Genomic DNA, 19,951 nt, shown 5'->3' on the forward strand with positions numbered 1-19,951 from the left:
ATATTATTATACTTTTTAAATGAAGCATTTACTAAGAAACATTTATATAAAAACTATTACCATATCTTTCATATAATCGATTCCTTTTAATTTTACTTACAACTTCTATCTCCCCACTATTTTTGAACAAAGAATAAAAATCCACCAGATTAGCTGGTGGTATTTCCTCAGCTCTATTATATAAGTGCACACTACCTGCGTTGCGCCTTAAGACGCTTAAATCTGTCTGTCAGCCGCCGTATACTTCTTTACTTTCTACTACCCTTAAAAGGGTCCATATATTCTTTTAAACTAATTTGATCAGCTAACATATCTTCTTGTTCTTGATTTCTTATATATTCTTCAATTGCCTTCTTATTTTTCCCGACAGTATCAATGTAAAATCCCCTGCACCAGAAATGCCTATTTCCATATTTAAATTTGCAAATTTCTCAAAAATCATAAGACTACTCTTACCTTTTAGAAATCCAACGAAACTTGAAACACTCTTTTTAGGTGGTATTTCAACAAGCATGTGTATGTGGTCTACGCAAGCGTGCGTTTCGACTATCTTAACTCCTTTCCATTCACAAAGCTGTCTTAATATCTTATCTATCTCTTATTTTTTCTCTCCATATATTTCTTTCCTTCTGTATTTTTGTGCAAAAACTATATGATATTTACAATTCCATTTTGTATGTGCTAAACTGTTTTTTCTTACATCGCTAAAGCTCATCTGAACACACTCGCATAGCGAGTGGTTTTCATTAAACAAAAAAATCCACGATATTTCTATCGTGGATTTATATGGTGGAGGCGACGGGTGTCGAACCCGTGTCCGAAAGCAGACCAGTAAGACTTTCTACGAGTGTAGTCTTGTGTTTTAAAATTCCCTCAGAAGACGTCCACAGACAAACTTCCTCTTTGGTAAGCTTCATAAATTCCGTTCCTAGCTCAAAGCTTTGCTAAGCTCGGTTCCCCACTTTAAAATGACACCCTTGATCTCAACCGTGGGCAATTGAGGAAGGATGAGCAGCGCTAAATTAAGCTGCTAATGCAAAATTATCTTCTGCGTTTATCTTTAATGCATACTTGATTAACGAGGGACCATGCTTTCCTCGACCCGCTTATCAAACCCATCTTACCCCCGTCGAAGCCAAAACGCCCCCATGTATGAGATAATAATATGGTCTAAACGCTAATTCCATATTCAATTTTTAAATTCAAAAGTTTTTAATCAAACTTATGTTCTCATTATATATCAATTAATTAATTTAGTCAAGGGACATATATGTTTGTGTTTGTAAGAGATGAATTCCTTGACTAATTAATTAACTTTTAACATTCTAAAATAGACAATTTATATAATACATAATTCTATTCAAAATATCAATGGTTATTTTTACCTAAATCAAAACTTTTTATCTTTTGTGCTAATTAAGTTTAAAATACTACTTATTATTGCTCTCTAACTTTTTAAATTATTATTTATTTAAAGTAAACTTCTCCGTTTTCTATCTTATCTAAAGTAACTAAAGACTCAACTCTTATTCCTTTATCTTCTAAGTGAGTTCTTCCACTTTGGAATCCTTTTTCTATAACTATTCCTACTCCAACAACTTCAGCACCTGCTTGTTTAACAATATCTATTAATCCAAAAACAGCACATGCATTTGCTAAGAAATCATCAACTATAAGAATTTTTTCTCCTGGTTTTATGAATTTCTTATCAACAACAACATTGTATATTGTTTTTTTAGTAAATGAATAAACCTCTGAGTTAAATACGTCATCTCTTTTGTTTCTTGGTAATCTTTCTATTTTCTTACCAAAAACAACTGGTACATTATCAAAGTACTGAGCTGTTATTATTCCAAGACCTATTCCTGTTGATTCTATTGTAAGTATTTTATCTACTTGATCGTTTTTAAATCTATCTTTAAATTCTTTTCCTACTTCGTTGAAAAATTCTACATCCATTTGGTGATTTAAAAAAGAATCAACCATTAAGATATTATCTTCTGTAACTCTGCCTTCTTTTTTTATCTTATCTTTTAATAGTTCCATTTGGTTACATCCTTTCTTACTATTAATTTATAGTATTAATTTCCTATATTATATCATAATAGAAAAACTTATTGCTATCTAATTTTATTATACAGTATTCTTATTATTCATGTAATCCTTTTGAAATATTTCTTATATAATAATAGTAGAAAAATATTTTGGAGAGATGAATATGAAACCACTTCACTCACTCATAATAATACTCATATGTATTTTATCCATAATAATAATTTTATATTTAATAGAATCTGATAATTTTTTACCAGAAAAACAGATCAGAAAATATGTCTCTCTAGGAAAGTTTGAACGGGCTCTTTATCTTTTAAATAAATATGCAGAAAAATTAGACCCTTTATTTTTCTATAATAATAAAATTCTAGTACTCTCAAAACAAAAAAAATTTAATGCAGCCTATGAACTTTCCATAGAGGCAATGAAAAACATTAAAGAACCAAACTATCAACTTTACAATAATATTGCATTTGTATATTATAATTTAAGACTTTATAACAGAGCTATAGATTTTTCTGAAAGAGCTCTTAATTTAAATCCTATAGACCTCTACGCTTTAAACAATAAAGGTTTCTCTCATATTGAAACAGGTGAACTTTCTAAAGCTGAAGAAGCCTTTGATAAAGCTTTAGAATTTAATCCTTATTTCAAAAATGCTTTATCTGGAAAAGCACATTGTGCTTATGAAAAAGGAGACTACCTTCTTGCTTCTAAATATCTTGAAGATTTTATATCAATAGATAAAAGTGAAGCTTCAGCCTATAAAAAATTAGGAGAATGTTACTTCTTCTTAAATGATTTGAAAAATAGTTCTAAAATGTATGAAAAATCCTTAGAATTAAACTCAGAAAGTGATACTTGCTATTGTGAATATGCTAATGTACTAATCTACTTAGGCTTATATGACAAGGCTTTAGAAAACCTAAATAAAGCCCTATCACTATCCCCTTTTAACTTCATAGCATTTTACTATAAAGCTAGAGCCTATGCCTTAAAGAAAGATTTTGACAATGCATTTTACTATTTAGAAAGAGCCTTGCATTACTGTGTTTGCCTAAAAGAAATAGCTTTAGAAGATGATATGCTAAACAACTTAAAGTTCTACTCTAAATTTAGAGAACTTCTTAATTTAGATGAATAATATTTATTTTAATAAACTCTATTATAAAAGATAAGGTTGTCCAATCTTACAACCTTATCTTAATTATTTCATAAAAAATAAATTTTAAAATTCCTTTAAACTTAACTTAAGAAAAATATTAACCTCATTATTTTTTAATATTTCATTTAGTATATTTGAATCAGTATTCATACCAAGTACACTATTCTGGATATATTCTCCGGAATTTGCATGATAAATATACACACTTTTCCCTTCTTCTAAAGTTATATCATTAGTGAAATATGCCTGAACATACTCCCAAAGATTTTCCTCTATATCATGACTAGCAGTACTATATGTTCCTTCGTCTCCTAAAACACATCTTATTTTATTACCATCTTTAAAATTTATTCCTAAAGTCTTTTCTTTTGATTCTTCATGTCCCTCTTCACTAATACTCCCCATGATAATTTCCTCTTTTATTTTCTTACCCTCTCTATATACTTCATAAATCAAATTAATCTCATAGCTTTTATCTTTTGGAATATTCTCTATTTTATACGTTAAAATTTTGTTATCTGTTAAGTTTAATAAATACTCTTCTTTTTGAGAAAGTTTTTCGTAAACCAATTTAGTCTCATTTTTTTCTATTGATTCACAACCTACTAAAAATAATAAAGGTATTAAACTAAACACTATTCCCCTTAATTTTTTCATCCCCTAATTCCCTTTCACATAATCTTGATTTAATATTTTTATATATTATATATTTTCTCAAAATATTATTCCATCTAAAACCAGTTAAAAACTTGTAAAAATATTAAAAGCTAAACAAAAAAAATTTATAAATAGAGCAAAAAGAACCATGGAACAATTGATATAAACTCTTAATACATTTCCGTAATTCTCAACATCTATTTATAAATTTCTTAATTTAGTCTTTAATCTACTTACAACCTAATATCTATTTCTTTCCTTAAGCTGTCTATCCATTTCTCTCTTATGAGCTTTTTCAAGCATTGTATCTCTCTTATCGTAGTTCTTCTTACCTCTACAAACACCTAAGTTAACCTTAACTCTTCCATTCTTTAAGTATAAAGAAAGTGGTATTAACGCAATACCCTGTTGTTGAACTATTCCAATCAATCTTTGTATTTCGCTTTTATGAAGAAGTAACTTTCTCTTTCTTAATGGATCAACATTAAATATGTTTCCTTGTTCATAAGGACTTATATGCATATTGTTAATATAGATTTCTCCATTATATATATCTGCATAACAATCCTTTAAATTAACTCTTCCATTTCTAATAGATTTAACCTCTGTTCCAACTAAAGCTATACCTGCTTCCATAGCTTCATCAACAAAGTAATCATGTCTAGCTTTTCTGTTCTCTGCTAATGTTTTATTGTCTTTTCTCTTTGCCATACTTCTCACCTACTATGGTTATATTGAAAGCATATCCATTCTAAAAGAACGATACACCTTTTATTTCTTCTTTTTTTACTATTTTAACATATTTACTATTTAAATGTAAATTCATAAAACTCTACTTGTTAGCACTCTCTATACTTGCCCCTGTAAAAATCTTCAACTCACTTTATCCATTACCTAAATAGCTTTTCAATATACTAATTTCCCCAAATCAATAATTCTAATGTATATTAAGCTAATATATAAAACCTATAAATAAATAGAAAAAATATTGGTATGAATTTTTAGAATTTAAGCTATTGTTAAAAAGAATTCCCATAAAAAAAATTGAATTGTTTTTTGAAATAATTAAACCCTACTACACTAAGCACCAAAGCTCTTAATATAATAGGTAGATATTATTAAAACTTATAGATAAGATGCAGCTAATATCTGTATGAGTTTTAGAATTTAAGCACTCATGGAAAGAGGTTTACGTTAAGAAGATTGAATTGTTTTAATCAAGCACCTTTTCGTTCAACTCAAAGGTGTAAGTTCAAGCTTCCAAATTTAAAATTTGGGCTTTCACTTAAGTTTTCAATCTTTAGTAAACCTCTCGTAATGATTGCTATAAATTCTTAATGAGATACAGTAATTATCAAAATCCATCTATAAGTTTTTATATCTACCTATTATTACAGTTCTTCCTCAGCAGATGCTTCTCTTGGTTCTATTATTTCAACCTTTCCTTCTGCCTCAAGCTCTTTTTTTACTTCTTCAAGTAAATCTTCTCTTTCTTCTGTTTCTTCTTCTTTTTCTTCAATAGTATACTTATCTTCAACTATTTCGAAGTAAACTTCTCTAGTATCCATTTCTACTTTTGAACAAATAACCTTAACCTTTTCTCCAAGCTTATAAACCTTCTTAGTTCTTTCTCCTATTAATTGAAGATTTTCTTCATCATAGATGTAATAATCGTCTTTAAAGCTTGTTACATGTACAAGACCCTCTATTGTATTTGGAAGTTCAATAAATGCTCCAAAACCAGTAACTGAAGAAATAATACCATCAAAGATTTCTCCAATTCTATCTTTCATGTACTCTGCCTTCTTAAGATCATTTGTCTCTCTTTCAGCTTCTTGAGCTATTCTTTCCATTTCTGATGATTGTTTAGATGCAGAATCAACGATACTTGTTAATCTCTTCTCTCTCTTAGAATCTATCTTTCCATTTATATATTCTTTTATTATTCTATGAATTTGTAAGTCTGGATATCTTCTAATAGGTGAAGTAAAATGGCAATAATACTCAGCAGCTAATCCAAAGTGACCTGCACATTCTGGTGAGTACTTAGCTTGCATCATACTTCTTAAAAGCAATGTATTTATTACCATTTCTTCATTCTTGCCTTTAACCTCTTCAACGATCTTTTGTAACTCTCTAGGTTCAACCTCTTCTCCAAAGTTAAATGAATATCCTAAGCTATATGCAAAGTTCTTAAATCTTTGAAGTTTTTCATTATCTGGTTCCTCATGTATTCTATAAACAAAAGGTATTTCAGCCTTATTCATATATTCTGCTATAGTTTCATTACATACTAGCATGAATTCTTCTATAATTCTGTTTGCTATAGCTCTTTCATATGGTTTAATTTCTATTGGCTTTCCTTTTTCATCTAATATGATTTTACATTCTGTAAACTCAAAGTCAATAGCTCCTCTTCCCATTCTTCTCTTATTTAAGATTTTGCAAAGCTCTTCCATAGCTTTAAAGTCATCTACTAAATCTTTATATCTTTCAATTAACTCTTGATCATTATCTCTTAATATCTTAGTTACATTAGTATAAGTCATTCTCTCATCAGTCTTAATTACACTTTCATGTATTGAATGATTAACTACATTTCCCTTATGATCTATTTCCATAAAGCAAGTTAATGCAAGTCTATTAACCTGTGGATTTAATGAACATATTCCATTTGATAACTTCTTAGGAAGCATAGGAATAACTCTATCAACTAAGTAAACAGAAGTAGCTCTTTGGAATGCTTCTTTATCTAAAGGATTATTTTCCTTAACATAGTGAGTTACGTCCGCAATATGAACTCCTAATTTGTAGTTTCCATTTGGAAGTCTTTCTATAGATACAGCATCATCTAAGTCCTTAGCATCTTCTCCATCTATAGTAACCATTCTTACATCTCTTAAATCTGTTCTTCTCTTAATTTCTGATTCTGGGATTTCCTCTGAGATTTCTTCAGCAAAGGCTAAAACCTTTGGAGGGAATTCTTCTGGAAGGGCATATTTCTTAATTACAGTTATTATATCTAAGCCTAAATCTCCTCTGTTTCCTAGTATTTCTACTACTACTCCTTCTGGATTTTTTCTTTTACCACCATCTGGCCACTTAGTTATTTCAACAACAACAACGTTTCCTTTTTTAGCTCCATTTCCATCCTTCTTAGATATGAATATGTCATTTTGTATTCTTTGATCTTGTGGAAGCACAAATCCAAAGCTCTTATTATCTTCATATATTCCTATAATCTTTGTGTTAACTCTCTCAGTTATTCTAACTATTTCACCTTCACGTCTTTTGCCTTCAGCACTTTCTTTTACAACCTTACCTAATACTCTATCTCCGTTCATAGCACCCTTTAAAGCATTTTTAGGTATAAATACATCTTTCATGCCTTCTTCATCTGGAATAAGGAAACCAAAACCCTTTTGGTGTATTTGAATTTTACCAGCTATTAAGCCAACCTTATCTACTAATCCGAATCTATCTTCCTCATCTCTAGCTATTAGCCCTTCAGCTTCCATATCTTTAAAAACTTTCTTAAACTGTTTATATTCAGCTTTATTTATATTAAATATCTTTGATAATTCTAGCATTGTCATTGGTCTATATGCCTCTTCTTTCATAAGACCTAAAATTATATCTTTTATTTTCATGCTTTTTTCCTCCGTTCTATATATAGATTTTAATGCAACATTTTAATTGATTTATAGGTTATACCAAAGCTCTTTTTTCTTAACTTCCTAATACATAAATAATCTAAAGCACCTAAGACTTTTGCCAAGATATATTAATTTATTCTCTTATTAATATGATATGTCTAAATCGTCTCTTTGATTAAGGAAATTCAATCCAATATAATTCAAAAGCCACCCTAAAGTATATGGGTGGCCAAATAAACAACTATTTAACTAAATTTATAGCTAATGTATTTATAGCAAATAAGACAGATGATATAACAGTAACTTTTATAAGTCTAGCTTCTCTAGTTCTACCCTTGTTTCTTGAAAAGAAACTATCTTGACTTCCTTGAATTAATCCACTTAATGCATCTGCTTTACTTGGTTGCATCATTATTGAAACCAAAATTACTATAGCTAAAATAGTTTCGACCACTATTAAAATTGTATTCATAAGAAAACCTCCTAAGCTTTGTATAGTTGCATAATTCCATGAAATTATCATATCACACCAATGAAAATTTTACAATATTTATATTATTTTGTACACATAATTATAACAACCTACATATTATATAGTTTAACTACTTTCTTATCTCCTTATACTATAAGATGCCCTTCTTAAAGCGCTTTCAATTACTCTATATAATACTAATCCTAAAACTGTATTTAGTGCAATTGAAGGTACCACAACAGTTAAAAATAATATAGAAAAATTAGCTGGTAATCCTACAATTATTTGAGCAGATCCTAAGAATAAAAGTCCACTTATTAATGTTCCTAAAGGTAAAATAATTGTCATTAATATCTTATTTCTTTTTTCTAAAGATAATCTTCCTAATATATTAGATTTTTTTATTAATTCTATAAACATAAATATTATGAAAGCTGTAAAAAATTTATCTATTATATTTGGTAATTGTCCTCCTGGAAACTTAGTTGTCATAGCAGTAAATACTCCCATTAAAGTTCCTGAAATCATTGTAATCTTAAAGTTGTCATTTAATATAATTATTATAAATAACATGGTAAGTGCAAAATCTGGTTGCATAGGCAAGCCTAAAGCAGGTGTTATTTGATGTAATATTACTCCTATTGCTAGTAATAAGGCATTTATTGTTATAATTCTTGTATTATTTCTTATATTCATTTTAAATCCTCCTAATAATATCTCTTAGATAAAGTTTTTTCTAAAAATTATCTTTTAAAATAATATTGCTTTTTATATAGGTTTAAAGTACTACTCTGAAATTAAATTTACTTTAACCACGAACTTATAAACTAGTTCTTCTCCACAAGGGAGCTTCTAACTTTAAAACTTTTTTCTTATTTTCATATTCACTTTTAAAACTTCATTTCATCTTTAAACTCCCTCCTTTAATTTTTTGTAAAATAAAAAAACTCCGTCCTAAAAATAGGACGAAGTTGAATCCGCGATACCACCTAATTTATATTAGTTATTGTATTTTAATTATGATTAAAAATACCTAGCTAGGGTTTAAACTTAAAATACTTACTAATATCTCTCATTTTCAAGTACTAACATACTCTATCTGCTATAAGGTGCAGCCCACCATTCCACTACTTTCTTAAATAGATTTCATTTCATTCCTCCAAGGTCCATTCACTAAACTCTTTCTTGCCAAATTTCCACCATCATTGACTCTCTTTATTGAAGCTAAGTTTACCTACTTACTCCTTTTCAAAGGATTATTGAATATTATCTTTTTTTTTATATTACTTGATTAATGTACTATTTTCAATAATTAAAATTATTTTATCGTTTTTTCTTTATAATTTATATTATTATATTATATCTCCTTAATAAATGTTCATACCTTTTTTTACATATTTTAAGTAAAGCTTATTTTTAACCTACTTTTTATTTCTATCCTATTTTAAGGGCAATTTTTAAAATTAACTATTTCATTTTCATCTTAAAATCAACACTCAACTAAAACATAACCTAAAATTAATATTTATAAAAATACTTATAAAAAACAAAAAGATTTTGTATGAAAACAGAATCATTAAACTTATAAATAACCATTCATTTATAAATCTATTAACCTATTCTCATACAAAATCCTTTTATTAACTTATTTTTTCAAAGTAACACAGATTACCTCTTAGTTCTATAATTTTTAAAGTTATTTACGTCTTTTAAGTACAACCTGTTGAACTGGCACTAGACCCCAATTTAAATTTCTATCAAATAATAAATACTTTTTTCCATCTATTAATAATGTTCTAGAATCAAGAATTTCACATCTTTTACCTTCCGCTCTTAAATGCTCTACTGTAGCATTTCTTAAATCATTTATATTATAGTATCTATAATCCAACTCAAAGACCTTACTATTTTTCTTATAAATTGTTGGAATACCATAATAAGCAGTTACTCTTAATACTACAATTAATAAAAATCCTAATACACCTCCGAATGATCCATCCATAAAGTTCACTTCTTTTATACTACCTATTTACATTATGTTAACATATTTTTCACTTTAATTCAATAATTTGGAATATTTTAAACAAATTTTCTTTTATTGCTTTATTATCATTTACGAGTATATTATTTAAGATATAAATGTATTTTATGAATATAAAAATAAAAGAACCTCTAAGAAAACTTAGAAGTTCTTTGTTTATATAATATCTTATTTATCTTTGCAACATTAAGATTATTTTGAAAGATTGAAGAATGCATTGATTCCTCTGTATTCAGCCACGTCACCTAATTCTTCATTTATTCTGATTAATTGGTTGTATTTAGCTACTCTTTCACTTCTTGCTGGAGCACCAGTTTTTATTTGACCTGCATTAACTGCAACAACTAAGTCTGCTATAGTTGTATCTTCAGTTTCTCCTGATCTATGAGAAACAACAGCTGTGTATCCTGCTCTATTAGCCATTTCTATAGCATTTAAAGTTTCTGTTAATGTTCCTATTTGGTTAAGTTTGATTAAGATTGAGTTAGCAATTCCTTTTTCTATTCCAGTTTTTAATCTTTCTGTGTTTGTAACGAATAGGTCATCACCAACTAATTGAACTCTCTTACCAAGTCTTTCAGTCATAAGTTTCCAACCTTCCCAATCTTCTTCTGCCATACCATCTTCAATTGAGATTATTGGATATTTGTTAACCCAGTCTTCAAAGAAATCAACCATTTCAGAAGCTGATAAAGTTTTTCCTTCATTCTCTAATACATATTTTCCATCTTTATAGTATTCAGATGAAGCTGCATCTATTGCTATGAAGAAGTCTTTTCCTGCTGTGTATCCAGCTTTTTCGATAGCTTCTAAAATAACTTCTATTGCTTCTGCATTTGATTTTAAGTCTGGAGCAAATCCACCTTCATCACCAACACCAGTTGAATATCCTTTTGAATTTAAAGTTTTCTTTAATGCATGATAAACTTCTGAACAAGCTCTTACAGCTTTTTCAAAGCAATCAAATCCTACTGGCATTACCATGAATTCTTGGATGTCTACTGAGTTATCAGCATGACTTCCTCCGTTTATTATATTCATCATTGGAACTGGTAAAACCTTAGCATTTACTCCTCCAATGTATTGATATAAAGGCATTCCTAAATAATTAGCTGCTGCTCTAGCAACTGCTAAAGAAACTCCTAAGATTGCATTAGCTCCTAATTTACCTTTGTTTTTAGTTCCGTCTAATTCTATAAGAGTTTTGTCTATGTGTACTTGATCTAATACATTTAATCCTATAATTTCTTCAGCAATTGTATCATTAACATTTTCTACTGCCTTTTCTACACCTTTTCCTAGGTATTTATCCTTATCGCCATCTCTTAATTCAACAGCTTCATATATACCTGTTGAAGCCCCTGAAGGAACTGCAGCTCTTCCAACTGTTCCATCCTCTAAGTAAACTTCAACCTCTACTGTTGGAAAGCTTCTTGAATCTAAAATTTGTCTTGCTACCACATCAATTATTTCAATATATTGTTTCATCTTTAAATTCCTCCTTAAAAAAATTGAAATTAATCCTCAATTATTTTTATTTTGTGCTTTTCTAATAAATTTTATGCCTTAATTCTAATCTATTTTTTTTAGAAAAAATATGATTCAAATCACATTTATTGAAAATGATTATCAACAGTTCTTTTTTTAGGAAAATATCTCATAAAACCCTATAAAAATTATAATTAATCCATATATTATGTCTAGATATTTACTAAAAATTTTAGCCAGTTTATTTTTCTATTACTTAAAATAAAACAAAATTAAAAGAGGACTATTTAGCCCTCTTAATATACCTTATTCTAAAGTCCTTTTGTATTAGCTATTCCAGCCTGCTTTGCTGTATTACTTGTACTATTAAATCCTGTTTTAGACTTTGAAGATTCAGCATTATGTTGCTTCATACTTTGTTGCATTCCATTTAAGGTTTTTTGCTTGCTCATAATATTCACTCCTTATCATTAGTTATTAATTAAATTCTTTTTTATTATTTGCTTTATTTAAATATTTATAAATGGAAATTTCATATTTTTATAACTTTCATTTTAAATTATGGTCTTATTTAGTATTAAAACAAGCTTATGACTCTATCTAAAAATAGAAATTCTAAAAATTAGTATAAAATAAAAAAGACTCTCCTAAACAAGATGATTTTCTCAACTCTTTAGGACAGCCTTCTTTAAATTAATGTTTATGAACTGCTACTGCATGATGAATATTTCCTTCATGAGAATGCATATATTTTTGACATAATTCATAAATTACAAATGGTAATACTAAGGATATTGCATAACTTATAATAAGCATCCACATATATTCATGTGATTTCATCATGTTTCCTGCAATTGCTGTAGGCGGAACAAAGGATATAAAGAATGCAAATATTGAAGTTGCAAGTCCAACTATTGATACTATAAGTTTAACTGGTTTTCCACCAGGCATTTGGTAAGCACCATTTAAGCCTTTACCTAAAATAGCTTTTATATATCCTACGAAAAATAAAACATATCCACTTAAGTAAATTACAACGGTTAATGACATTGCTGCTAAGAATGAAAGGTTGCTTCCGCCACCTCCAAAAGTTAATACAGCAGCCCATATGCTAACGATTATACCTTGTGCTATAACTAAATAAACTGGTACATCATGTTTATTTGTTTTAGCCCATGATTCTGGAATAGCACCTTCTTCAGCTGCTATAATCATACCTCTTGTTGGTCCAACAACCCATGAACTTACCTCTGCTATTACACCAAAAGCAAGTAATAAGGCTATTATCTTAACTAAGATTGTATTATTTGCTGTGAAATGTCCTAAAAGCACTGCAAAGGTTTGAACTACCCCGGCACTTAAATTTATTTGACCTTGAGGTATAACGGCTGCTATTGCAAGTCCTCCTAATGTACTAACAACTATGGCTACTATAACTAGTAAAAGCATTGCTAATGGGTATTGTTTCTTTGGATTAGCCATTTCATTTGCATGGGTAGCTGATGCTTCTACACCCATATAAGATAAGATAAATGATACAAATACAACCAAAGTATTTACATTTGTAAAGTCTGGAACAAAAGTATCTTTACTTGATATGTATATAGGATTACCTTGAATTATATATACAAGGGCCAAGATAATTAAAATAGCTGCTGGTAAAAGTATTCCTACTACGAAACCTATTTTAGCTATTTTAGCAGTATATTTTGTTCCTCCAAATTGAGATAATGCTAAAATCCAAAAAATTACTAATACACCTATAAATTTTATCATTGGATTACTATTTAGTGCTGGCCAATTAAATACATATGATAAAGCTCCAAGTATGAAATAAATCATTGTTACGAATCCAACTGTTATTTCAAAGAATTCAAAGAATAAGTTTGCAAAACCATATTTCTTACCTAAATTCTTTCCAGTCCAGGTGAAAACACCACCTTTTTGCCATCCATCTACAGTTGCCATTTCAGCTGCACATAAAGCAACTGGAATAAACCATAAAAAGCCTCCTAAAAGTAGATAAAATACTAAGTGCAATTTGGATGTTGCAAATGTAGGATATTCATATACAGCCATAACCATAGATGCTGTCATTGCAAAGAATCCAAAAAGTGTTAATGATTTTTTTGTTGTTCCTTCCTGTTTCATTTAAATTCAACTCCTTTTAAATTATTTGATTAGCCCAAATAAATTAAAAAGTTTGTTGCTTCAAATAGAAGTAATGAACTTTTAAATTTTTGAGTTATAAATATAATTAACATTTTGTTAACACTTTGTTTATATATATTATAACTCTTAAGTTATATTTTGTTAAATATTTTTTGAAAATATTTCAAATTATTATTATATTCTTTTAATATTTAAAAAACAAATAAAATAGAGTGATTATATACTAACTAATGTAAATATAATCACCCTATTTTTAACAATTTTAATTTCTAAATCACTAAAATTTCTCCTAATAATTTGATTTTCCTTTCAACACTGATTTTTAAACTCTCTCTTAATCTTAAATATGAAAAATTATTCATTATTTAAAACCGGTGCTAAATTATTATCAGAGAAAAATGTATTTGCATTATAGAGATATAATAAATCTGTTATTCCCTCTTCAGAAATAAGCTTATCAATATCTTCATAGTAATATCTTGGATCAACAATTACTATCTCATTGAAATAAGGAGTCAAAAATTGAACAAAACTATTAGCATAAGAATCTTTTATAAGAAGTAACTTTTTATTGTTATCAGTTAAAGTATTTATTTTTACTAAAGGATGATTTCCTTCTAAAAATACTTCATATTTATCTTTTTCATTTAGCTTTTCACTATTATAAATACTTCCACTTTTCTTCTTCTCTTCCTCATAGCTTACTACTACTTCATCATTTTCGTCCTTAGGAATATAAACATCTATAGAATCTGGCTCTATTCCTTTAAATCCGCTTTTTGAATATAATGTTCCATAAAATTCATCTGTAACTGTTTCTATATCATAGTAATTTTCCTTAGGAGTTAATCCCATTTCCTTAGCTGCATCTAAAAAAGCATAATAAGCGCCTAAAGTAGTCCAATGATGATCTGTTCTATAATAAATATATTCATCCTTATGACTTTCTAAAGTATTATAAATATCTATAAACTTTATATTACTATTTAAACTACTCTTCAATTCTTCTATGTAGGCTTTTTGATCTTCTACAGGCGCATTTTTAGGTAATTTATCCTTTAATACACTTACTGAATTAGGAGCTATTAAAGCATATTGATTTATTCCTTTATACTTTTCACTAAAGTTATTCATAGCCTTAATAGTTTCTTGTAAATTCTTTTCTTCTGGCTTTTTAAAGTCTTCTATTAAATAATCATCTTTCCCAAGAAAAACCCCATTTTCTTCTTTTTTTCCTAAAAACCTATCCACAGTAGATTTAATTCCAATCCATGAATTTCTAAGAGTAAATTGATCCTCTACGTATTTTTCATATTTCTCTGTATATCTACCTTCTACAAGTCTATCTATAGAAAATTTAGGTTTTTTAGCTAGCATTCTATTTTCTTCTTCCGAAAAATTTTTATCTTTACTAAACATATTCATGAAGAAAATACCAAAAATTGAAATTATGAAAACTAAAGCTAAAATTCTAGTATATATTTTTTTATGTTTATTCATATTACTCATTGCTCTTTTCTCCTTTGTTAAAATCTAAAATATAAAAATGGATTATATGTTGAGGTCACAATATAAGCTATTGATAAAACTAATATTATAACTTGAATTCCTCCAGCTATTAATATTCCTCTTACACCCATATCATATTTTAGTTTTCTAAAAAGTTTATACATTATAGGAGTTGAGCATAAAAGAGCTATGACTAAAATTATTAAGCTTGTGCTTAAATAATAAAAAGATGCTCCATTTACTAACGAGTTATTTCCTATTCCAAACATAACTTTTACGTAATTAATTCCAAATTTTAGACTGTCATTGGAAAAGAATACCCATCCAACCATAACTAGTATCATTGTATATAAATGATTTACAAACTTAGGTGTTTTATTTAATACCTTAAGCAGGAATACTTTTTCAATTAATAAAAGCACTCCGTAATAAATCCCCCACATTATGAAATTCCAACTTGCTCCATGCCATATTCCTGTTAAAAACCAAACTATAAATATGTTCCTTAATTGAATTTTTAATCCTCTTCTATTTCCTCCTAGAGGTATGTAAACATATTCCCTAAACCAAGTTCCTAAAGATATATGCCATCTTCTCCAAAACTCAGTTATATTCTTAGATATATATGGATAGTTGAAGTTCTCACAAAAATCGAAGCCAAACATTTTTCCAAGACCAATAGCCATATCTGAGTATCCACTAAAGTCAAAGTATATTTGAAGTGTGTAAGCTATAATGCCTATCCAAGATGTTAAAATAGATATTTTACCTAAATCACTTCCTTGAATGCTTGTCCATAATAGACCCACATTATTTGCAATAAGAACTTTCTTTCCTAATCCGAAAATAAATCTTTCTACGCCTTCTCCAAACTTCTCTAAACTTTCCTTTCTACTAGTAAGTTCCCTAGCTATATCTGAATACTTAACTATAGGTCCTGCTACAAGTTGAGGAAACATAGTAACATATAAGGAAAAAGATAATAAGCTCTTTTGAACTTTAACTTTTCCCCAATATACATCTATTATGTATGATAAGGTTTGAAAAGTATAAAATGATATTCCTATAGGTAATGGTATATCATTTATAGGTATATTGATATTAAAAAGGGCATTTATATTTGATATAAGGAAATCGTAATACTTAAAATATCCTAAAATTAATAAGTTTAAAGCTACAGTAACCAAAAGTATCATTCTGGCCTTATTCTTATTCTTCCTATTTTTATTTATTAAAAGCCCCGCAAAAAAATCTATAATAGTAGTAAACAACATTAAAAATATATACGTGGGTTCCCCCCAAGCATAAAAAACTAAACTTGCTAAAAGTAATATTGTATTTTTTAATTTTCTCGGAGAAATATAATATAAAATTAACGTTATTGGCAAGAAAGTAAAAATAAAAATTATACTGCTAAAAACCATGATGCCACCTCTTCCTAATTCACTACAGCCTTAAAGCTGTCTGCTATATCCGCTGCATTTTTTCCTACACAAAAGAAAACATAATTCCCTATTGTCTTTAGTTCATAGTCATTTAAAAGAGCACATTGTTCAGCACCATATCCATTAAAACTTTCTAACTGATTATTTACCCTATTTTCTATGGCACTTTCTACTGTATCAGTCTGAGACTTATTCTTTACTTTAACAATAAGCATTTCTTCTACATTCATACTTGAACTAGGAAGATATAATAAAAATTCTTGAAAATCATTTGAATTTAACTTATAAAATCTTTTTAATTCCTTTTCTCCTCCACTCTTCATATTGGATGTTACAACGTCCTTACTCTCTATTTCACTTAGTACCGTACTTAGTGGCATATCCTTAACTCCTCCACAGGCAACTAATGAAAATGTAAACATAATAACTCCAATTAAAGATAAGCTTCTCTTAAAAATCTTGCTATTCACAATTTACACTCCTTTTCTTTGTCTTTTTCTTTTGTTAATTTATCAAAAACATATTTTCATTCTTCTTTTGAATATACTTTAATAACTAGTTAAATAACTTTTATAAACTCTTAAAACTCACCATAAAACTAAAGCATATAAAAATTTAAAATAAACTATATATTTTTTTATTTTATAAATCTATTTCTTTTCTAATCACTTGAAGCCAAGGAGTATAAAATTCTGCTTTTAAATGAATTCCATCTGGCTCGTACATATTTTCTTTTACCATAGAAGTAGTGTCTATAAACTTTACTCCTGTAGTATTGCACATTTCTTTCAATGCATTATTAAAATCATTTACTTTACTAAATTCTTTTTGTTTCGCAATAGCCTTACTTGAAACTGGAAATATTGAATTAACGTATATTTCAGCATTAGGCACTTCCTTTTTTATTTCATTTATTAGATTCTCATAATTTTTTATAAAATCTTTTGAATTACTAAATAGAAGTAAATCATTCATTCCATACATCATTACTATTTTTTTAGGATTTAAACTATTTAAAGTCCCAAGATCCTCTTTTTTAGCCTTTATAACATCTCTTCCTTTTATCCCTATAACAGAATCTTCATCTAATATATTATAGAAACTAAGTGGTTCAGTTAATGAATCTCCCATAAATACTGTATCCTTAAAAATTTCTTTTAAGTTACTACTATCTATAGTACTTTCATTAACACTATTTTTACTATTCATATCTTTTATTTTATTTTCTATTTCTGCTACATCTTTTTTTTCTAAGGATTGAAGAATACTAACTCCCATTGCTACTTTTTCATCTTTAGCCTTATCTATTTCATGATCTTTTATTATTTTACATCCTGCTCCTAATAAAGTTCCCCCTATTAAGAGTCCTAAAACAATTACACTTATTCGTTTTCTTCTTTTGTACTTCATTTCATTCATCCTTTATAATTTTATACATTAATTTTACATAAGTTTCATTTGTTCTTAGTAAAAATTTAAGTACTTTAAAATTACATTTTGTTAACAAAATGCCAATATTAATGACTAATTAGCAATTTTAGGTATAAAAAAGTAATAAATCCAAATATTGATTTTATTGTAAACAAAAATAGTATTCTCCTCTTTGAAGAATACTATTTTAAAATATATAATTAACTATTATATTACTTGTTTAAAAGGCAATTTCCAGTCATTTCTTCTGGTACTTCTAATCCCATAACAGTTAACATAGTTGGAGCTATATCAGCTAATTTTCCACCGTCTTTTAATGACTTTCCTTCAGCATCTTTTGAAATCCATAAGAATGGAACTGGATCTGAAGTGTGAGCAGTCATTGGTTTACCAGTTGAGTAATCTATCATTACTTCTGCATTACCATGGTCAGCAGTTATGAATACAGTACCGTCTTTTTCTAATACTTTATTAACTACTTTTCCTAAGCACTCATCAACAGTTTCTATAGCTTTAACAGCGGCTTCTTGAACTCCAGTATGTCCAACCATATCTGGATTAGCATAGTTTAAGATTATCATATCATATTTATCTTGATCTAATCTGTTTATTAATTCATCAGTTACTTCATAAGCACTCATTTCTGGTTTAAGATCATATGTAGCAACCTTTGGTGAAGCTATTAATGCTCTATCTTCATTATTATTTGGTTTTTCTACTCCACCATTGAAGAAGAATGTTACGTGAGCATATTTTTCAGTCTCAGCTATTCTTAATTGGTTTAATCCTTTATCAGCAACATACTCTCCTAAAGTGTTTGTGTAACTTTCTGGTCTGTAAGCAACATCTACACACTCTAAAGTCTTGTCATATTGAGTCATACAAACAAAGTTAACATGTAATTGCTTTCTTTCGAATCCTTTGAATTCTGGATCAACTATAGCTCTAGTTATTTCTCTTGCTCTATCTGGTCTAAAGTTGAAGAATATTACTGAATCTCCATCTTTAATTCTAGCAACTGGGTGTCCATCTTCTTCTATTACTGTAGGTAAAACGAACTCGTCAGTTTTGTTATCATGGTAAGATTTTTCTATAGCTTCAACAGCTGAAGAAGCTTTTTCACCGTCTCCTAAAGCCATAGCATTGTAAGCTAATTGTACTCTTTCCCATCTGTTATCTCTATCCATTGCATAGTATCTACCACTTATAGTAGCTATTTCACCAACACCGATTTCTTTCATAGCATTTTCTAATTCAACTATGAATTCTTTACCTGATGATGGAGCAACGTCTCTACCATCCATGAAAGCATGAACGTAAACTTTTTGAAGTCCTTTTTTCTTAGCTAACTCTAAAAGACCTTTTAAGTGATCAATGTGAGAGTGAACTCCTCCGTTTGATAGTAATCCCATTAAGTGTAATGAAGTATTGTTTTCTTTAGCTTCATCCATAGCTTTAACTAAAGCTTTATTTGTGAAGAAAGTTCCTTCTTTTATTTCTTTAGTTATTCTAGTTAACTCTTGGTATATTACTCTACCAGCACCTATATTTAAATGACCAACTTCTGAGTTACCCATTTGTCCTTCTGGAAGACCAACTTCTAATCCTGAAGCTTGTAACTCAGTATGTGGATATTTAGCAAATAATTTATCATAATTTGGCTTATTAGCAGCAGCTACTGCATTACCTTCTTTGTTTGGAGATATTCCAAATCCGTCTAATATCATTAACATTACAGGTTTTTTACTCATAATAACCCTCCAAAAACTAAATTTCTATTTATACATTTATTATAATGTGTACCTAATTAAAAAACAATAGCAATAGACAATTGGTATTACTTGCCTATTGCTACTATTT

The 19,951-nt window shown here is 28.4% G+C and carries 16 protein-coding genes, 1 other RNA gene and 1 pseudogene; 1 reads left to right on the forward strand and 17 read right to left on the reverse strand.

Annotated features, from left to right (window positions below; translation table 11 throughout):
* Nucleotides 1–248 precede the first annotated feature (248 nt).
* The 3 genes and pseudogenes from tnpA to OIF33_RS00555 form a co-directional block, all read right to left on the reverse strand.
* A pseudogene (tnpA, locus tag OIF33_RS00545) lies at nt 249–715 on the reverse strand (IS200/IS605 family transposase).
* 72 nt (nt 716–787) lie between these two features.
* Nucleotides 788–1,148, reverse strand: a transfer-messenger RNA (tmRNA) gene (gene ssrA, locus OIF33_RS00550).
* 319 nt (nt 1,149–1,467) lie between these two features.
* Nucleotides 1,468–2,046 carry a xanthine phosphoribosyltransferase gene (locus tag OIF33_RS00555; protein ID WP_322502273.1) on the reverse strand — a complete coding sequence of 193 codons (579 nt, stop codon included), beginning with the start codon at nt 2,044–2,046 and terminating at the stop codon, nt 1,468–1,470.
* A 172-nt stretch (nt 2,047–2,218) separates the two neighbouring features.
* Here OIF33_RS00555 and OIF33_RS00560 point away from each other — a divergent pair, with 172 nt between their 5' ends.
* Nucleotides 2,219–3,199, forward strand: a complete 981-nt coding sequence (locus OIF33_RS00560; protein WP_322502274.1) for a tetratricopeptide repeat protein — start codon at nt 2,219–2,221, stop codon at nt 3,197–3,199.
* 84 nt (nt 3,200–3,283) lie between these two features.
* On the opposite strand, the gene OIF33_RS00565 is transcribed toward OIF33_RS00560, so the two are convergent.
* From OIF33_RS00565 to gpmI, 14 genes are all read right to left on the reverse strand, one after another.
* Nucleotides 3,284–3,877 carry a hypothetical protein gene (locus OIF33_RS00565; protein ID WP_322502275.1) on the reverse strand — a complete coding sequence of 198 codons (594 nt, stop codon included), beginning with the start codon at nt 3,875–3,877 and terminating at the stop codon, nt 3,284–3,286.
* A 240-nt stretch (nt 3,878–4,117) separates the two neighbouring features.
* Nucleotides 4,118–4,588, reverse strand: coding sequence for an SsrA-binding protein SmpB (smpB, locus tag OIF33_RS00570; protein WP_322502276.1), 471 nt, complete (start codon nt 4,586–4,588; stop codon nt 4,118–4,120).
* 680 nt (nt 4,589–5,268) lie between these two features.
* Nucleotides 5,269–7,527 carry a ribonuclease R gene (gene rnr / locus OIF33_RS00575; RefSeq protein WP_322502277.1) on the reverse strand — a complete coding sequence of 753 codons (2,259 nt, stop codon included), beginning with the start codon at nt 7,525–7,527 and terminating at the stop codon, nt 5,269–5,271.
* A 247-nt stretch (nt 7,528–7,774) separates the two neighbouring features.
* Nucleotides 7,775–8,005, reverse strand: coding sequence for a preprotein translocase subunit SecG (gene secG / locus OIF33_RS00580; RefSeq protein WP_322502278.1), 231 nt, complete (start codon nt 8,003–8,005; stop codon nt 7,775–7,777).
* Nucleotides 8,006–8,143: 138 nt separating this feature from the next.
* A complete protein-coding gene (locus tag OIF33_RS00585; protein WP_322502279.1) occupies nt 8,144–8,701 on the reverse strand; it encodes a tryptophan transporter in 558 nt (185 codons plus the stop codon).
* 1,000 nt (nt 8,702–9,701) lie between these two features.
* Nucleotides 9,702–10,007: a hypothetical protein gene (locus tag OIF33_RS00590; RefSeq protein WP_322502280.1), complete on the reverse strand. Its 306-nt coding sequence runs from the start codon at nt 10,005–10,007 to the stop codon at nt 9,702–9,704.
* A 231-nt stretch (nt 10,008–10,238) separates the two neighbouring features.
* The gene (gene eno, locus OIF33_RS00595; RefSeq protein ID WP_322502281.1) at nt 10,239–11,534 is read right to left on the reverse strand and encodes a phosphopyruvate hydratase; all 1,296 of its coding nucleotides are present in this window, start codon (nt 11,532–11,534) and stop codon (nt 10,239–10,241) included.
* Between the two features lie 311 nt (nt 11,535–11,845).
* The gene (locus OIF33_RS00600) at nt 11,846–11,986 is read right to left on the reverse strand and encodes a hypothetical protein (RefSeq protein WP_322502282.1); all 141 of its coding nucleotides are present in this window, start codon (nt 11,984–11,986) and stop codon (nt 11,846–11,848) included.
* A gap of 241 nt (nt 11,987–12,227) precedes the next feature.
* A complete protein-coding gene (gene gadC / locus OIF33_RS00605) occupies nt 12,228–13,685 on the reverse strand; it encodes a glutamate:gamma-aminobutyrate antiporter (protein WP_322502283.1) in 1,458 nt (485 codons plus the stop codon).
* Between the two features lie 375 nt (nt 13,686–14,060).
* Nucleotides 14,061–15,215 (reverse strand): DHHW family protein, encoded by a 1,155-nt coding sequence (locus OIF33_RS00610; RefSeq protein WP_322502284.1) that lies wholly within the window; start codon nt 15,213–15,215, stop codon nt 14,061–14,063.
* A gap of 17 nt (nt 15,216–15,232) precedes the next feature.
* Entirely contained in the window at nt 15,233–16,639 is a 1,407-nt protein-coding gene (locus OIF33_RS00615; RefSeq protein ID WP_322502285.1) for an MBOAT family O-acyltransferase, read from the reverse strand.
* Between the two features lie 14 nt (nt 16,640–16,653).
* Nucleotides 16,654–17,130, reverse strand: a complete 477-nt coding sequence (locus tag OIF33_RS00620) for a DUF4358 domain-containing protein (RefSeq protein ID WP_322502286.1) — start codon at nt 17,128–17,130, stop codon at nt 16,654–16,656.
* A gap of 172 nt (nt 17,131–17,302) precedes the next feature.
* Nucleotides 17,303–18,070: a GDSL-type esterase/lipase family protein gene (locus OIF33_RS00625; RefSeq protein ID WP_322502287.1), complete on the reverse strand. Its 768-nt coding sequence runs from the start codon at nt 18,068–18,070 to the stop codon at nt 17,303–17,305.
* A gap of 233 nt (nt 18,071–18,303) precedes the next feature.
* Nucleotides 18,304–19,842 (reverse strand): 2,3-bisphosphoglycerate-independent phosphoglycerate mutase, encoded by a 1,539-nt coding sequence (gpmI, locus tag OIF33_RS00630; protein WP_322502288.1) that lies wholly within the window; start codon nt 19,840–19,842, stop codon nt 18,304–18,306.
* Nucleotides 19,843–19,951: the final 109 nt, after the last annotated feature.

The organism is Clostridium sp. LIBA-8841 (genome assembly GCF_034439435.1).
Lineage (GTDB): Bacteria > Bacillota > Clostridia > Clostridiales > Clostridiaceae > Sarcina.

Coding starts and splice junctions, on each gene's coding strand:
- OIF33_RS00555 (WP_322502273.1), bottom strand. CDS start 2,046: ATGGAACTATTAAAAGATAAGATAAAAAAAGAAGGCAGAGTTACAGAA.
- OIF33_RS00560 (WP_322502274.1), top strand. CDS start 2,219: ATGAAACCACTTCACTCACTCATAATAATACTCATATGTATTTTATCC.
- OIF33_RS00565 (WP_322502275.1), bottom strand. CDS start 3,877: ATGAAAAAATTAAGGGGAATAGTGTTTAGTTTAATACCTTTATTATTT.
- smpB (WP_322502276.1), bottom strand. CDS start 4,588: ATGGCAAAGAGAAAAGACAATAAAACATTAGCAGAGAACAGAAAAGCT.
- rnr (WP_322502277.1), bottom strand. CDS start 7,527: ATGAAAATAAAAGATATAATTTTAGGTCTTATGAAAGAAGAGGCATAT.
- secG (WP_322502278.1), bottom strand. CDS start 8,005: ATGAATACAATTTTAATAGTGGTCGAAACTATTTTAGCTATAGTAATT.
- OIF33_RS00585 (WP_322502279.1), bottom strand. CDS start 8,701: ATGAATATAAGAAATAATACAAGAATTATAACAATAAATGCCTTATTA.
- OIF33_RS00590 (WP_322502280.1), bottom strand. CDS start 10,007: ATGGATGGATCATTCGGAGGTGTATTAGGATTTTTATTAATTGTAGTA.
- eno (WP_322502281.1), bottom strand. CDS start 11,534: ATGAAACAATATATTGAAATAATTGATGTGGTAGCAAGACAAATTTTA.
- OIF33_RS00600 (WP_322502282.1), bottom strand. CDS start 11,986: ATGAGCAAGCAAAAAACCTTAAATGGAATGCAACAAAGTATGAAGCAA.
- gadC (WP_322502283.1), bottom strand. CDS start 13,685: ATGAAACAGGAAGGAACAACAAAAAAATCATTAACACTTTTTGGATTC.
- OIF33_RS00610 (WP_322502284.1), bottom strand. CDS start 15,215: ATGAGTAATATGAATAAACATAAAAAAATATATACTAGAATTTTAGCT.
- OIF33_RS00615 (WP_322502285.1), bottom strand. CDS start 16,639: ATGGTTTTTAGCAGTATAATTTTTATTTTTACTTTCTTGCCAATAACG.
- OIF33_RS00625 (WP_322502287.1), bottom strand. CDS start 18,070: ATGAAGTACAAAAGAAGAAAACGAATAAGTGTAATTGTTTTAGGACTC.
- gpmI (WP_322502288.1), bottom strand. CDS start 19,842: ATGAGTAAAAAACCTGTAATGTTAATGATATTAGACGGATTTGGAATA.